12 protein-coding genes and 1 tRNA gene are annotated in these 13,946 nt (G+C 66.3%); 6 read left to right on the top strand and 7 right to left on the bottom strand.

Going from position 1 to position 13,946, the window contains the following annotated elements; genetic code table 11:
- The 7 genes from AC1RWI_RS36315 to AC1RWI_RS36285 all read right to left on the bottom strand — a co-directional run bounded on the left by AC1RWI_RS36315 (nucleotide 1) and on the right by AC1RWI_RS36285 (nucleotide 7,065).
- A tRNA-Met gene (locus tag AC1RWI_RS36315) sits at nucleotides 1–73 on the bottom strand.
- A 123-nt stretch (nucleotides 74–196) separates the two neighbouring features.
- Nucleotides 197–949 (bottom strand): RES family NAD+ phosphorylase, encoded by a 753-nt coding sequence (locus AC1RWI_RS36310; RefSeq protein WP_492870720.1) that lies wholly within the window; start codon nucleotides 947–949, stop codon nucleotides 197–199.
- The gene (locus AC1RWI_RS36305) at nucleotides 909–1,298 is read right to left on the bottom strand and encodes an MbcA/ParS/Xre antitoxin family protein (protein ID WP_043345277.1); all 390 of its coding nucleotides are present in this window, start codon (nucleotides 1,296–1,298) and stop codon (nucleotides 909–911) included. Before AC1RWI_RS36305 ends, AC1RWI_RS36310 begins: the two co-directional genes overlap by 41 nt.
- 212 nt (nucleotides 1,299–1,510) lie before the next feature.
- On the bottom strand, nucleotides 1,511–2,746 hold the full coding sequence (gene boxA, locus AC1RWI_RS36300; protein ID WP_492870719.1) for a benzoyl-CoA 2,3-epoxidase subunit BoxA: 1,236 nt from the start codon (nucleotides 2,744–2,746) through the stop codon (nucleotides 1,511–1,513).
- A gap of 84 nt (nucleotides 2,747–2,830) precedes the next feature.
- Nucleotides 2,831–4,288, bottom strand: coding sequence for a benzoyl-CoA 2,3-epoxidase subunit BoxB (gene boxB, locus AC1RWI_RS36295; protein WP_492870718.1), 1,458 nt, complete (start codon nucleotides 4,286–4,288; stop codon nucleotides 2,831–2,833).
- A 29-nt stretch (nucleotides 4,289–4,317) separates the two neighbouring features.
- Entirely contained in the window at nucleotides 4,318–6,015 is a 1,698-nt protein-coding gene (gene boxC / locus AC1RWI_RS36290) for a 2,3-epoxybenzoyl-CoA dihydrolase (RefSeq protein ID WP_492870717.1), read from the bottom strand.
- A gap of 111 nt (nucleotides 6,016–6,126) precedes the next feature.
- Nucleotides 6,127–7,065, bottom strand: a complete 939-nt coding sequence (locus AC1RWI_RS36285; RefSeq protein ID WP_043345290.1) for a helix-turn-helix transcriptional regulator — start codon at nucleotides 7,063–7,065, stop codon at nucleotides 6,127–6,129.
- A 232-nt stretch (nucleotides 7,066–7,297) separates the two neighbouring features.
- Between AC1RWI_RS36285 and AC1RWI_RS36280 the strand changes: the two genes are divergently transcribed.
- From AC1RWI_RS36280 to AC1RWI_RS36255, 6 genes are all read left to right on the top strand, one after another.
- The gene (locus AC1RWI_RS36280) at nucleotides 7,298–8,998 is read left to right on the top strand and encodes a benzoate-CoA ligase family protein (protein ID WP_043345293.1); all 1,701 of its coding nucleotides are present in this window, start codon (nucleotides 7,298–7,300) and stop codon (nucleotides 8,996–8,998) included.
- A gap of 14 nt (nucleotides 8,999–9,012) precedes the next feature.
- Complete coding sequence (locus tag AC1RWI_RS36275; protein WP_492870721.1) at nucleotides 9,013–9,828, top strand: alpha/beta fold hydrolase; 816 nt, start codon at nucleotides 9,013–9,015, stop codon at nucleotides 9,826–9,828.
- A 144-nt stretch (nucleotides 9,829–9,972) separates the two neighbouring features.
- The gene (locus AC1RWI_RS36270; protein ID WP_043345296.1) at nucleotides 9,973–11,154 is read left to right on the top strand and encodes an ABC transporter substrate-binding protein; all 1,182 of its coding nucleotides are present in this window, start codon (nucleotides 9,973–9,975) and stop codon (nucleotides 11,152–11,154) included.
- 110 nt (nucleotides 11,155–11,264) lie between these two features.
- Entirely contained in the window at nucleotides 11,265–12,131 is an 867-nt protein-coding gene (locus AC1RWI_RS36265) for a branched-chain amino acid ABC transporter permease (protein WP_043345299.1), read from the top strand.
- Between the two features lie 58 nt (nucleotides 12,132–12,189).
- The gene (locus AC1RWI_RS36260) at nucleotides 12,190–13,161 is read left to right on the top strand and encodes a branched-chain amino acid ABC transporter permease (RefSeq protein ID WP_052494768.1); all 972 of its coding nucleotides are present in this window, start codon (nucleotides 12,190–12,192) and stop codon (nucleotides 13,159–13,161) included.
- Nucleotides 13,158–13,946, top strand: a 789-nt coding sequence (locus tag AC1RWI_RS36255; RefSeq protein WP_492870716.1) for an ABC transporter ATP-binding protein, incomplete at its 3' end; no start/stop codon positions are given. The genes AC1RWI_RS36260 and AC1RWI_RS36255, both read left to right, overlap by 4 nt.

Here is a 13,946-nt window from a genome sequence, read left to right as displayed (position 1 = left end):
TTGCGGGGGCAGGACTTGAACCTGCGACCTTCGGGTTATGAGCCCGACGAGCTGCCAACTGCTCCACCCCGCGTCCGTCGAAGAAAGAGATTATAAGGCAAATCCTACCGCGGTGCAACAGCCAATTGCGCCAGAATGGGGAAGGGCGCAAGAACTCGCCCTGATTGGGATCGCGGCCGCAATGGCGCGCTGGGGGTCAGGCAGGGTCGGGGCTGGCCTTGCCGCGCTGCCAGACGCCGGCGGCAAACTGGAAGCTGTCCCGCTGCAGCAGGTCGTCGCGTTGCCAGATGACGCGGTCAGGCCGCACGGTCAGCATCCAGGTGGTGGTGATGCGTGGCTGCGGTTCGGCGAAGGCGCGCGGGGTCAGCAGTGCGGCGCAGGCGCCGTGCTCCGGGTCGCGCACCGAGGTGTAGCGGATCATGCCGAGGCCAGCCTCCCGGGCCGTGCGGGCCAGGGCCTGGCAGGCATCATAGTGGTCGGGATCGGTCCACTTTGCGGCGTCTTCGGCAAAGGGCGGGGCGTCAAGCGCGATGCCGTCGGTGCGCACGCTGACCTGGAACAAGGTGTGGGGCCGGGCGTCGATGCGGGGCAGCGCCGGGCTGTCGAGCAGGAAGCGCCAGCGCCAGTAGCCCAGTTCCGCGCAGGCGGTGCGAATATCGTCCGCGCCGTAGAACACGCCAGGATCCTGCTCGGCGCGAAAGCGCGAGCCCCAGGGCGAGGGCGGGTAGCGAAAGGGCGTGAACAGAAGATAGTGCAGGTGGCGCGCGTCGGCGGGCACCGCGGGCTTGCCGGCATCCAGCACGGCTTCCAGCACGGCCTGCTCCTCCAGGCTGTCGACCAACGGCATGGTCGATACCACATGCTGGGCCTCAACCGCGCGCCAGAGCGTGAGCGCAAACGGCTTGCGCTCAGACGCGACCGCGGGTGGCATCCAGATAGTGAACGACACGTACCAGGCCCTCTGTTGTGCGGATCAGGTCGAGCGGCTTGCCACCCAACGCCAGGTTTTCGTTGGCCAGCCAGAGGCGGGCCTGGTCGCTGTGGCCGAGGATGGCGTCGAGCGAGCGGAACAGGCGCACGAACAGCACACCGAACTCCCATTCCTTGCGATGCGCATCGAGCACATAGCCCCCGGAAGCCATTCGGGATACGGAGGCGGTGCTGATGCCCAGCACGTTGGCCACGCCTGCCTGGCTGATGCCAAGGAAGCCGGCTGCACGCATGACCGCCTTGGTGAGGGTGGTGCCGGGGTCCGGACTGCCGGCAGGAAGATGCTCCGGGACTTGCTTGGGTTGCATCGCCTCGCTCCTGTTTCTTCAGAAACATTATAGGAGGTTCGTTTCGTAAGGGAAGCGGGAAACGCCAACTTTATCGGCATGGCTTGGTGGCCCCGCCCACTGCAAAATGCGCACTTGTCCTGTATACGACATTTCTGCAGCGCTCTCTGTTGCGAGGGTGCGGGGTGCAACGCAGCGAGGCCTTCCACCGGATCAGTATGGGTCAAACCGTCTCAGTACGTCTCGATATGCAGCCGTCCCTCTGTCTTCATGGCAGCTTCCAGTTCACCCCAGGCCAGCCCGGCACCTGCGCAAACCTCTGCGAACGCAGCCAGCACCCCGTCTTCCATTCCCTTGAGGCCACAGATGTAGACATGGCCGTGCGGATCGTTGAGCAGCGCCGCCACGCGGGCGCCGGCTTCGCGGATGGCGTCCTGTACATAGCGCCGGGGCTGGCCGGGATCGCGCGAGAAGGCGAGATGGATATCGAGGAAGCTTGGCGGCAGTTTCATCAACGGGCCGAAGTAGGGCAGTTCCCGCGCGTTGCGGGCGCCGAAGAACAGCAGGCGCTGTCCGTCGAATTGTCCGGCGTTGCGCCGCATGTGTTCCGTCATGGCGCGCATCGGGGCCGAGCCGGTGCCGGTGCAGATCATCATCACGCTGGCTTCACGGTGGTTGGGCATCAGGAAGGTGGTGCCGAACGGGCCGACCACGCGCACTTCGTCGCCGCGCGCGAGATCGCACAGGAAGTTGGATGCCACGCCGCGCACCGGCTGCCCTTCATGATCCTGCTCGACGCGCTTCACGGTGAGCGCCAGGTTGTTATAGCCCGGCCGCTCGCCGTCGCGCGGGCTGGCGATCGAGTACATGCGGATGTAGTGCGGCTTGCCGCTGGCGTCGGTGCCGGGCGGCACGATGCCGATGGCCTGGCCTTCCAGCACCGGGAAAAAGTGCTGCCCGAAATCCAGCACGATGTGATGCACGTCGCTCGATGCGTCGTCGGCGGTCAGGCGGTAGTTGCCGGCCACGGTGGCGGTGACGGGGGCGCGCACGCCGTGCAGGTTGACATACGGATGCGCCGCCGACCACGGCGCCTTGGGCGAGGTATGCCGGCTGGTTTCAACCTGCTGGGTTTGGGGCTCCTGCCCGGTCTGCGGTGAATCCGGATCCGGCGCATTGTCGATCCCCGCGTCCGCCGGCAAGGGCAGGCTGGCCGGGAGCTCGTCCCATAGCAACTGCGCCTCGATCGGATAGGCCTCGCTTTTGAGCATCGTGCGCCAGTTGTCGATCGCGCCGGTGGGGCACGGCCCCAGGCAGGCGCCGCAGCCGTTGCACACATCGGCCCTGACCACGTAGTTGCGGTCATCATGGGTGATCGCGTCGATCGGGCAGGTGTCTTCGCAGGTGTTGCAGCGGATGCAGATCTCGGGGTCAATCAGGTGCTGCTTGATGATGTCGGGGGCACCCATCTCTTTGGTCTCCTTGGCGCGCGGCCGGTCTGTCGCCGGTGCTGCGCCGCATGTTGCCCGTGGGTCAGTCCGGGCTGGTCAGGGTCAGTTGAAGCGCACGTACTCGAAATCCATCGGCTGGCGGTTGACGCCCACCACCGGCGGAGCGATCCAGTTGGCGTACTTGCCGGGCTCGGTGACCCGGCCCATCAGCGAGGCCACGAAGGCGCGGTCCTCGCTGGTTGGCAGCCACTCGCGCTCGCCGGCCTGCCATTGCGCTTCGGTGAGCAGCTCGCCAGCCGGCGAGACATGGACGTTGGCCAGGCTGCCGATCTTGCGGTTGAACGCCTTGTGCGGCACCGTCATGCGCAACGCGATGCCGTGTTTTTCGATCACCTTGTTCCAGCGCGCCACGCCGCCGAGCGTGTCCTTGACGTAGTCGTCGCGCAGCACCTCGTTGAGCGCGTTGAGCATGGGCACCTCACGCTCGCCCAGGCGGCCGTCGGTGACGTCGAGGATGCGGTACACCTCGCCCTTGAGCACGTGGTCGTCGCCGCGCTTGCCTTCCTCGAAGCGGCCCTTGAGCCCGGCGCTGTAAAAGGTGGCGGCGTTGGACGACTGATCGGCGCCGAACAGGTCGATGGTCACGCTGTAGTGGAAGTTGAGGTAGCGCTGGATGGTGTCGAGGTCGATCACGCCCGCGGCGCGCACGTCCGCGGGATCCTGGATATCGCGCTCGCGCATGACTTCGCAGGTACGCTGGATCACGCGGGAGATGCCGGACTCGCCGACGAACATGTGGTGGGCTTCTTCGGTCAGCATGAAGCGCGTGGTGCGCGCCAGCGGGTCAAAGCTGGATTCGGCCAACGCGCAGAGCTGGAACTTGCCGTCGCGGTCGGTGAAGTGGGTGAACATGAAGAAAGCCAGCCAGTCGGGCGTGCGCTCGTTGAAGGCGCCCAGGATGCGCGGGTTGTCCTCGTCGCCGGAGCGCCGCCCCAGCAGCGCCTCGGCCTCTTCGCGCCCGTCGCGCCCAAAATGACGATGCAGCAGGTACACCATGGCCCACAGGTGGCGGCCTTCTTCCACATTGACCTGGAACAGGTTGCGCAGGTCGTACAGCGAGGGGCAGGTCATGCCCAGGTGGCGTTGCTGCTCCACCGAGGCCGGCTCGGTGTCGCCCTGGGTGACGATGATGCGCCGCAGGTTGGCGCGATGCTCGCCCGGCACTTCCTGCCAGGCCGCTTCGCCCTTGTGCTCGCCGAAATGGATGCGGCGTGCCGGGTCCGCGGGCTGGAGGAAGATGCCCCAGCGATAGTCGGGCATCTTGACGTGGTCGAAGTGCGCCCAGCCGGCGGGATCGACCGAGACCGCTGTGCGCAGGTAGACATCGTGCTGGTGCGAGCCTTCGGGTCCCATGTCGCGCCACCAGTCGAGAAAGGCGGGCTGCCAGTGCTCGAGTGCGCGCTGCAGCGCGCGGTCGTCGGACAGGTTGACGTTGTTCGGGATCTTCTGGCTGTAGTCGATGCGCACGGGGTTGTCTCCTTGTCTTGTTTTTTGTTGCATGGGCGGCTGGCCCAAATGGACAAACGGGCTCAGACGCGGTCCCAGTCGAAGCGGGCCTTGTTGCCCGAGCCGAACACCTTGAGCGCGCCTTGCTCGCCCACCGCGTTGGGCCGATTGAAGATCCAGTTCTGCCAGGCGGTGAGGCGGCCGAAGATGCGGGTCTCCATGGTCTCCACCGGTCCGAAGCGCAGGTTGGCTTCGAGTCCCGTCAAGGCGTCCGGCGACAGGCTGGCGCGCTCCTCGATGGCAATGCGGATCTCGTCTTCCCAGTCGATGTCATCTGGCGTGGCGGTGACGAGGCCGAGCGAGGCGGCGTTGATGGCGTCGAGGGGCGCGCCGATATGGTCCTGCACGGCCTGGATTGCCACCTCGTCCTGGCAGAAGCGCGCGGCCAGCCGGGTCAGTCCGTTGACGGCCGGATAGCGGCCGAAGTTGGCGGTGCTGGCGAACACACGCGGTGCATCATCCGGCGCGTCGGGCAGGTGCAGCATGTAGCTGCGGTCGGCGGCCAGGGCCAGCTCCAGCAACGTGCCGGCAAAGCAGGAGTCTGGCTCGATCAGCGCAAACAGCGTGCGCGACGACACCTCCAGGCGCGCCAGCGTGCGGCGCAGCATGCCGATGGTTTCGCGCACGAACCAGTGGCTGGCATGCGCATCCAGCAGCGCATCGGTGGCCAGCACCTGATGGGGGTCGCCCTCGGTCTTGAGGATCCATATGCCGATATCGAGATGGTTGGCGCGCAGCGTGAGGATGGCGTCGTCGAGCTCGCGCGCCATCTTCAGTGGCCACCAGTCGGCGCCGGCGGCAAGGATCGCGGCCAGCGCCTGCGGCTGGTGCTTGGCCGGACCGAAGACCGTCAGCGTGGCCTTGCGGGCACGTGGGTCGATATGCACCTGGACTGTGTCATAGCGGTAGCCGTGCGCCTCCTGGCTGCGCGACAGTGGCGTGAGCTTCACGCCATCGTGGCCGGCGGGGCGGTCGCTCTGCGCGGCAAGCGCGAGCGCGCGCTGTTGCACATGCTCTGCGAAGCGCGCCGGCTTGACCACGGCATCGACCAGCTTCCAGTCGTGCGCCCGCTGCCCGCGCACGCCCTCGGTGGTGGTGCAGAAGATGTCGGCGTGGTCGCGTCGCACCCGGCGCTTGTCGGTGAGGCGCGTGAGCCCGCCGGTGCCGGGCAGCACGCCCAGCAGCGGCACTTCGGGCAGGCTGACGGCGGAGGAGCGGTCGTCCACCAGCACGATCTCGTCACAGGCCAGGGCCAGCTCATAGCCGCCGCCGGCGGTGGTGCCGTTGCAGGCCGAGATGAACTTCAGGCCAGAGTGGCGGCTGGCGTCCTCGATGCCGTTGCGGGTTTCGTTGGTGAATTTGCAGAAATTCACCTTCCAGGCGTGCGATGACTTGCCGAGCATGAAGATGTTGGCGCCCGAGCAGAAAATGCGGTCCTTGGCGCTGGTGAGGATCACGGTGCGCACTTCCGGGTGCTCGAAGCGGATGCGCTGCACGGCGTCGTGCAGTTCGATGTCCACGCCGAGGTCGTAGGAGTTCAGCTTGAGGGCATAGCCGGGGCGCAGGCCACCGTCTTCGTCGACATCCATGGACAGCGTGGCCACCGGGCCCGCGAACGTCAGTTTCCAGTGGCGGTACTGCGCGGGGTCGCGCTCAAAGGTGACGGGGGCTTGCTCAGTGGTGGCTGTGGCGGTGGCGGTGGAAGTAGCCGGGGCGGACATCGTGGTCTCCTTTATGCATTATATTGTCGATCATCCCTCGTGATGAAATATAGTGCACAAATTCGGCCGGCGCAATCCTTGCGCGAGGTTCACGCGCCAATCACGCGCCAATCACGCGCCGATGATTCGAAGGTGGGCGCGCAAGGCCTGCAGGGAGGTGGTGGGATCCTGGCCGCTGGTGTCGATCGTCACGTCCGCGCGGGAGTACAGCGGGGTGCGCGCCAGCAGGATCCGGCGCAAATCGTCCATGGCTTCACGGTTGCCTTCCATCGGGCGCATGTCGCCCTGCGCCACCACCCGCGCCATGTGTTCCTCGGGCGTGGTCTTTACCCAGACCGTGTAGCAGCGTGCCAGCAGCAGGTTGAAGGTGGAGGGCTCCGAGACCAGGCTGCCGGGCGTGGCCAGCACCATGCGGTCGTTCTCGCGCAGCACGCGTTCAAGTGCGCGCATCTCGTAGCGGCGGTAGGCGGCCTGCCCATAGAGCGAGTGGATTTCGGCCAGGCTGGCGCCGGCCTCCTGCTCGATGACGCCGTTGAGTTCGACAAAGGGCACTTCCATAGCTGCGGCCAGCGCCCGCCCGAGTGTGGATTTGCCGGCGCCGCGCAGCCCGATCAGCGTAATGCGGCGATGGCGCGCGTCATGGGAGGCGGAGGGCGCCAGGGCATGGTGGCAAGCCTCGCGCACGCGTGACAGGTCGGCCGCGGGCAGTTGCGCCAGCCACTGCACCAGCTGCGAGAACTCCGAGGCAGGCTGGCCACCAGCAGCGTGCTGGGTCTCCATCTCCGCCAGCACCACCGGCAGCGGCACATCCAGCGCGCGCGCCACCTGGCGCAGCAGCAGCACGGACGCATTGCCGGTGCCGGTCTCCAGGTTGGCGAGGTAGCGCTCGGACACCTCCGCGCCGCGTGCGAGGTCCTTGCGCGACATGCCCCGCGCCGCGCGCAGCGAGCGGATGCGCTCGCCGAGTTGCGTCAGGTAGGGATCGCGCTCGCCGGCAGGGCGGGCGTCGGAGGAGTCGGGGGCCAGCAGTGGGTCTGGGTCGCGGCGCATGGCGGGCGGGTTTGGATGGGGAATGGGAGCGGTTGGGGCCGGGATCGGGGTTGCGATTATAAGGGACGCGGCCATCGTGTCATATAGTGCATTTCTCTGCTTGCATAATAGGTGATATGCAATAAAATGCATCGGCAAATGCAGGTCAAGAAGAAAAACAAAAAATCACGACAAACCTGAATCCGTTCCCGCGGCGAAGTGCGGCCCGGGGACGGCATCGAGGAGTGGAGACATGACGCCCCCCATTGCATCCCCGTCCCCGGCGGCTGATGCGACCAATGCTGCTACTGCTACTACTGCTGCGGCGGCCATTTCCGTACTGCCGGCCCGCTACAACGCCGCCGCCGACTTGCTGTCGCGCAACCTGGCGGCAGGCCGCGCCGACAAGGTCGCCTATGTGGACGATGCCGGACAGCTCAGCTTCGCCGCGCTGGACCAGCGCTGCCGGCGCTTTGCCGCCGCCCTGCTGCATGCAGGGATCCGCCCCGAGGAGCGCCTGCTGCTGTGCGCGCTGGACACCATCGATTTCCCCACGGTGTTCCTCGGCTGCCTGCTCGCCGGCGTGGTGCCCGTGGCCGTCAACACGCTGCTGACCGTCGACGACTACGCCTACATGCTGGACCACAGCGCAGCGCGCGCGGCCGTGGTCTCGGCGCCGCTGGCCAGCGTCATGCGCGAAGCTATCGGCAAAGCTGGCACCGCGCCCGCGCTGATCCTTGCCGCACCGGATGCCGGCAGTGCCGGCCCGGGGCCGAGCGTGGCCGAGATGGCCGGGCAGGGCACGGCGCTGGAAGGCGCTGCCGCCACGCGGCCCGACGACATCGCATTCTGGCTGTATTCGTCCGGCTCCACGGGGCGCCCAAAGGGCACCGTGCACACGCATGGCAACCTGTTCCATACCGCCGATCTTTATGCGCGCCAGGTGCTTGGCCTGCGTGAGGACGATGTGGTTTTTTCCGCGGCGAAGCTGTTCTTCGCCTACGGCCTGGGCAATGCGCTGACGTTTCCGCTTGCCGTTGGCGCCACCACCGTGTTGATGGCCGAACGTCCCACGCCGCAAGCGGTGTTCCGCCGGCTGCGCGAACAGCGCCCGACGGTTTTCTGCGGCGTGCCCACGTTATATGCCGGCATGCTGGCCGCGAGCGACCTGCCGGGTCGGCCGGACGTTGCGCTGCGCGTTTGCACCTCGGCGGGCGAGGCGCTGCCCAAGGATATCGGCGAGCGTTTCCGCGCGCATTTTGGCTGCGACATTCTCGACGGCATTGGCTCCACCGAGATGTTGCACATCTTCCTGTCGAACCGTCCCGGCGATGTGCGCTACGGCACCACCGGCAAGCCGGTGCCCGGCTACGCGCTGAGGCTGCTGGATGAAGCGGGCCAGCCCTGCGCGCCGGGCGAGATTGGCGACCTCTTTATCAAGGGCCCGAGTGCCGCGCTGATGTACTGGGGCAACCGCGACAAGACCCGCGACACCTTCGTGGGCGAATGGACCCGCAGCGGCGACAAGTACCAGCAGGATGCGGATGGCTATTTTATCTACGCCGGGCGCAGCGACGATATGCTCAAGGTGGGCGGCATCTATGTATCACCATTCGAGGTCGAGGCTGTGCTGGCCTTGCATCCGGCCGTGCTGGAGGCGGCGGTGATCGGCGTGGCCGATGCCGACGAACTGGTCAAGCCCAAAGCCTTCGTGGTGCTGCGCCCCGGCCGGTCCTGGCATGAAGGCATGGCGGCCGAGCTGCAGGCGTTCGTCAAGTCGCGGCTGGCCCCGTATAAGTATCCGCGCCAGATCGAGTGCGTGGCTGAACTGCCGAAGACGGCCACCGGCAAGATCCAGCGCTTCCGGCTGCGCCAGCGTGAGCAGGCTGCGCATGCGGCTGCCGACGGCGTGGCTCCGCCGCCGGCAATCGCGCCGGCGGCGACAGACCGATGATGAAGGGCAAGGGCATGCAAAGCGAATTGGTGGAAATTCCGTTCGACGGCCGTCGTATCCAGATAGAGATCCAGTGGCTGCGGCCGCAGCGGCAGGAGCGCCCGCTGGTGGTCTTCCTGCACGAGGGGTTGGGTTCGATCAGCATGTGGCGCGACTATCCCGCCGCGCTGTGCGAGGCTGGGGACTTTCGCGGGCTGGTGCTGTCGCGTTATGGCTACGGGCGCTCCACCCCGCGTCCCGCTCCGGAAAAGTGGGGCGTCGACTTCATGCATCGCCAGGCGCGCGAGGCACTGCCGGCGCTGTTCGACACACTCGAGATCGGGCCGGGACGCAAACGTGGCAGGCCCTGGCTGTTCGGCCACAGCGACGGCGGCTCGATCGCGCTGATCCATGCCGCGAGTTTCCCTCAGGCGGTCGATGGCATCACCGTGCTGGCGCCGCACATCCTGGTGGAGGACCTCTCGGTGAGCAGCATCCGGGCCACCCGCGAGGCCTATCTGCAGACGGACCTGCGCAGCAAGCTGGCGCGCCATCACGACGATGTGGATTCCGCCTTCTGGGCTTGGAACGATATCTGGCTCGATCCCGCGTTTCGCGCCTTCGACCTGCATCCGCTGCTGTCGCAGATCCAATGTCCCGTGCTGGCGGTGCAAGGCGAGGACGACGAATACGGCACCATGGCGCAGATTGAGGGTATCCATCGATATGCGCCACAAACCGTCCTGCTTAAACTCCCGCGATGCGGCCACTCGCCTCACCGCGACCAGCCCGGGCCGTTGACGGACGCGGCAGTCAGGTTTATAACGGCACATACTTCATACCTAAAATAATTCCGCGCCCCCTGCGCGTTGGCCTGCAGTTCCCCCCGTCCGGCAGCTCGCGAGGTCTGCGAATGCCGCGCACGGAGGGGAGTCCCGCAGGCTGGCGATGCCGGCCCAGGCGACGGAAGTCGGCTTGACCACCAGGAGACATCCATGCATCGCTTCACATCGCGCGGGCTGGCCCCCGCATGCCTAGCCATCGCTGCATCGCTTGCCTTTGCCGCGGGCGCCAATGCCCAGGGCACCGGCAAGATCAAGGTTGGCTTCATGCTGCCTTACACGGGCACCTATGCGTCGCTGGGCAACGCCATCGAGAATGGCTTCAAGATGTATGTGCAGGAGCAGGGCGGCAAGCTGGGCGGGCGGGAGATCGAATACTTCAAGGTGGACGACGAGTCCGATCCGGCCAAGTCGCCGGAGAACGCCACCAAGCTGATCAAGCGCGATCAGGTCGACGTGGTGGTGGGCACGGTGCACTCGGGCGTGCAGATGGGCATCGTCAAGGTGGCCAAGGAAAACAACACGCTGCTGATCATCCCCAATGCGGGCGTGGATGAAGCCACCGGCCCGCTGTGCGGCCCCAATATCTTCCGATCCTCGTTTTCGAACTGGCAGCCGGGCTACGCCATGGGCCATGTGCTGGCCGAGCGCGGCATGAAGAAGGTGGTCACGCTGACGTGGAAATACGCAGCCGGCGAGCAGTCGGTCAAGGGCTTCAAGGAAGCCTTCGAGGCCAAGGGCGGCAAGGTGGTCAAGGAGTTGAGCCTGCCGTTCCCCAACGTGGAATTCCAGGCGTTGATTACCGAGGTCGCATCGATCAAGCCCGATGCGGTTTTCGTGTTCTTCGCCGGCGGCGGCGCCGTGAAGTTCGTCAAGGACTGGGCCGCGGCGGGCCTCAAGGACAAGATTCCGCTCTATGCGTCGGGCTTTCTCACCGACGGCACGCTGGAGGCACAGGGCGCCGCGGCGCAAGGCATCGAAACCACGCTGCACTATGCCGATGGCCTGTCCAGCCCGCGCGACAAAAGCTTCCGCCTGGAGTACGCCAAGGCCTACAAGCTGCAGCCCGACGTGTACGCCGTGCAGGGCTACGACGCTGCGCAGTTGCTGGCCGCCGGCGCTGGCGCCGTCAAGGGCGACATGAGCAAGAAGGCCGAGGTCATCAAGGCGATGGAGCAGACCAAGGTCGATAGCCCGCGCGGGACGTTCACGCTGTCGAAGGCCCACAATCCGGTGCAGGATTTCTACCTGCGCAAAGTCGACGGCCGGGAGAACAAGCTGGGCGCCGTCGCGGTGAAGGCGTTGGCGGATCCGGCGCGCGGCTGCCGGCTCTGAGCGGGTAAACGCCGTGGCCCGCCGCCGCCAAGGCGCCGTGCCGAAGTCCGGCCCGGCGCCAGCCGGGCCGCATACCGCAACCGAGTTGCCGCTTTGCCGCATGGATATCCATGGATATCGTTTCCTTCTTCATTCAGTGCCTCAATAGCATCCAGTACGGCCTGTTGCTCTTTCTTGTCGCGAGCGGCCTGACGTTGATCTTCGGCATCATGGGTGTGATCAACCTCGCCCACGGCAGCTTCTACATGCTGGGCGCCTACCTGGCTTTCACGCTGGCCGGGCTGACCGGCAGCCTGCTGATCGCCGTTCCGCTGGGCATCGTGCTGGCGGTGGCGTTCGGCTACGTGCTGGAGTGGGTGTTCTTCAGCTATCTCTATGAGCGCGAGCATCTGCAGCAGGTGCTGATGACCTACGGGCTCATCCTCGTGTTCGAGGAACTGCGCAGCATCCTGGTGGACGACGACGTACATGGCGTGACCGTGCCGGCCATGCTTGACTGGGCCCTGCCGATCGGCAATGACATGACCTATCCGGTCTATCGGCTGTTTATCTCCGCAATCTGCCTGCTGGTGGCCGCGGCCATGTACCTGGTCATCCGCCGCACGCGCCTTGGCATGATGATTCGCGCCGGCGCCACCAATCGCGAGATGGTGCAGTCGCTGGGCATCAACGTCACGGTGCTGTACCGCTTCGTGTTCGCGCTGGGCGTGGCCCTGGCGGTGCTGGCCGGCATGATCGCCGCGCCGGTGTCCTCGGTCTATCCGGGCATGGGTAGCCAGGTGCTGATCGTGTGCTTCGTGGTGGTGGTGATCGGCGGCATCGGCTCGGTCAAGGGGGCCATGGTGGCCTCGCTGCTGCTGGGTTTCGTCGATACGTTCGGCAAGGTGTTCTGGCAGGAGGCCTCCGGCGTGCTGGTCTACCTGCTGATGGCACTCATCCTGCTCTGGAAACCCCAGGGCTTGTTCAAGGCGGGGTAGGGATATGCCAAGCGATAGCAATGCATTGGAGGGGCCGGTGCGCGCGCGCAGCCAGCCCATGCCCTGGCTGGGCGGCCTGGGCTGGCTGGCCGCGTTTGCGGTGCTGGCGGTGCTGCCGCTACTGCTGAATGCGGATGGGCAGCGCTTTTACATCGAGCTGGTCAGCAAGGTCATGATCATGGCCATCTTCGCGCTGTCGCTGCAGTTGCTGATCGGCTACACCGGACTGGTCAGCCTGGGCCATGCGGCTTACTTTGCCATGGCCGCCTACGCCACCGCGATGATGGCGCCGCAGGCCGGTCCGGGCAACGGCTGGCTTATGCTGCTGGGCGCGCTTGGCGCGGCCGCGCTGCTGGCGCTGGTGGTGGGCGCGCTGGTGCTGCGCACGCGTGGCATCTATTTCATCATGGTTACGCTGGCATTCGCGCAGATGGTGTACTTCGTCTTTCACGACACCAAGATCGCCGGCGGCAGCGACGGTACCTATATCTATTTCCGGCCGGAGTTCGGCCTGTTGGGGGCGCACCCGTTCGACGTCAACGACGTCACGCATTTCTACTGGCTGGTACTTGGCGCGCTGGTGCTCACGGTGGCGGGGCTGGCGGTAGTGCTGCGCTCGCGCTTCGGCCATGCGCTGGTGGGCATCAAGCATAACGAGCAGCGCATGCGTGCTGCCGGTTATGCCACCTATCGCTACCAGCTTGGCGCCTTCGTGGTGGCCGGCACTTTTGCCGGGCTGGCTGGCTACCTGTATGCCATCCAGTACGGCTTCGTCAATCCGGAGATCGCATCCTGGCACCAGTCCGGCAACGCCATGCTGATGGTGATCCTGGGCGGGGCAGGCAGCCTGGCGGGCGCGGTGCTGGGGGCCTTCTCCTTCGTCTTGCTCGCGGAGTGGTTCAGCACGCTGACCAAGCACTGGCAGTTGCTGATGGGCGGCTTTGTCATCCTGGCGGTGGCCTTGCTGCCGCATGGGCTGATCAGCCTGGCCCGTGGTGCCGCGCGCCGGCGCCAAGGAGGATCACGATGAACGCACCTGCACCTGTCGTACCTGCGCCGGTCTTGTCGGCCCGCAAGCTGACTCGCCGCTTTGGCGGCCTCACCGCGGTGGGCGACGTGGACCTGGACCTGGCCTTGCATGAGATCCACGCGGTGATCGGCACCAATGGCGCGGGCAAGTCCACGCTGATCAATATGTTGTCGGGCGAGCTGCCGCCATCGGCTGGCGCGTTGCAATTGCAGGGGCGCGACGTGACCGGCTGGTCGCAACCACGCCTGGCGCGCGAGGGCGTGGGCCGCAGCTACCAGCGCAACAATATCTTCCTGCCGCTGACGGTGCGCGAGAACTGCCGCTTGGCGGCACAGTCGCGCGCGCAGCGGGCCTGGCGGCTATGGGAGGGCGCGCAGCGTTGCCGCACCAGCCGCGCGCTGGGCGACGAAGCCTTGGAGTGCGCCGGCCTGGCGGGCTGCGCGGATGCCGTTGCCACGGCGCTGTCGCATGGCCAGAAGCGCCAGCTTGAGGTGGCGATGTGCCTGGCCACCCAGCCCACCGTGTTGCTGCTGGATGAGCCATTGGCCGGCATGGGCGCGGAGGAGTCGGCACGCATGCTTGCGCTGCTGCGTTCGCTGCGCGATGGCCACGCGGTGCTGCTGGTCGAGCACGACATGGAGGCGGTGTTCTCCGTGGCGGACCGGATCACGGTGATGGTCAACGGCACTGTGATCGCCTCGGGCGATCCCGAAGCGATCCGCGTCAATCGCGAAGTCCAGCAGGCTTACCTGGGCGAGGAGCCTGAGGGGGGCAAGGCGGGGGAG

It is taken from the genome of Cupriavidus sp. MPR-AND1C (assembly GCF_058809705.1).
Note: the sequence above shows the minus strand (reverse complement) of the source record. Positions and strands in the feature narration are given on the sequence as shown.

Bases quoted from the DNA above. Each gene is read 5' to 3' on its own strand.
- AC1RWI_RS36260 (WP_052494768.1), top strand. From the start codon at position 12,190: ATGCCCTGGCTGGGCGGCCTGGGCTGGCTGGCCGCGTTTGCGGTGCTG.
- AC1RWI_RS36270 (WP_043345296.1), top strand. From the start codon at position 9,973: ATGCATCGCTTCACATCGCGCGGGCTGGCCCCCGCATGCCTAGCCATC.
- boxC (WP_492870717.1), bottom strand. From the start codon at position 6,015: ATGTCCGCCCCGGCTACTTCCACCGCCACCGCCACAGCCACCACTGAG.
- AC1RWI_RS36305 (WP_043345277.1), bottom strand. From the start codon at position 1,298: ATGCAACCCAAGCAAGTCCCGGAGCATCTTCCTGCCGGCAGTCCGGAC.
- AC1RWI_RS36285 (WP_043345290.1), bottom strand. From the start codon at position 7,065: ATGCGCCGCGACCCAGACCCACTGCTGGCCCCCGACTCCTCCGACGCC.
- boxA (WP_492870719.1), bottom strand. From the start codon at position 2,746: ATGGGTGCCCCCGACATCATCAAGCAGCACCTGATTGACCCCGAGATC.
- boxB (WP_492870718.1), bottom strand. From the start codon at position 4,288: ATGCAACAAAAAACAAGACAAGGAGACAACCCCGTGCGCATCGACTAC.
- AC1RWI_RS36265 (WP_043345299.1), top strand. From the start codon at position 11,265: ATGGATATCGTTTCCTTCTTCATTCAGTGCCTCAATAGCATCCAGTAC.
- AC1RWI_RS36275 (WP_492870721.1), top strand. From the start codon at position 9,013: ATGCAAAGCGAATTGGTGGAAATTCCGTTCGACGGCCGTCGTATCCAG.
- AC1RWI_RS36280 (WP_043345293.1), top strand. From the start codon at position 7,298: ATGACGCCCCCCATTGCATCCCCGTCCCCGGCGGCTGATGCGACCAAT.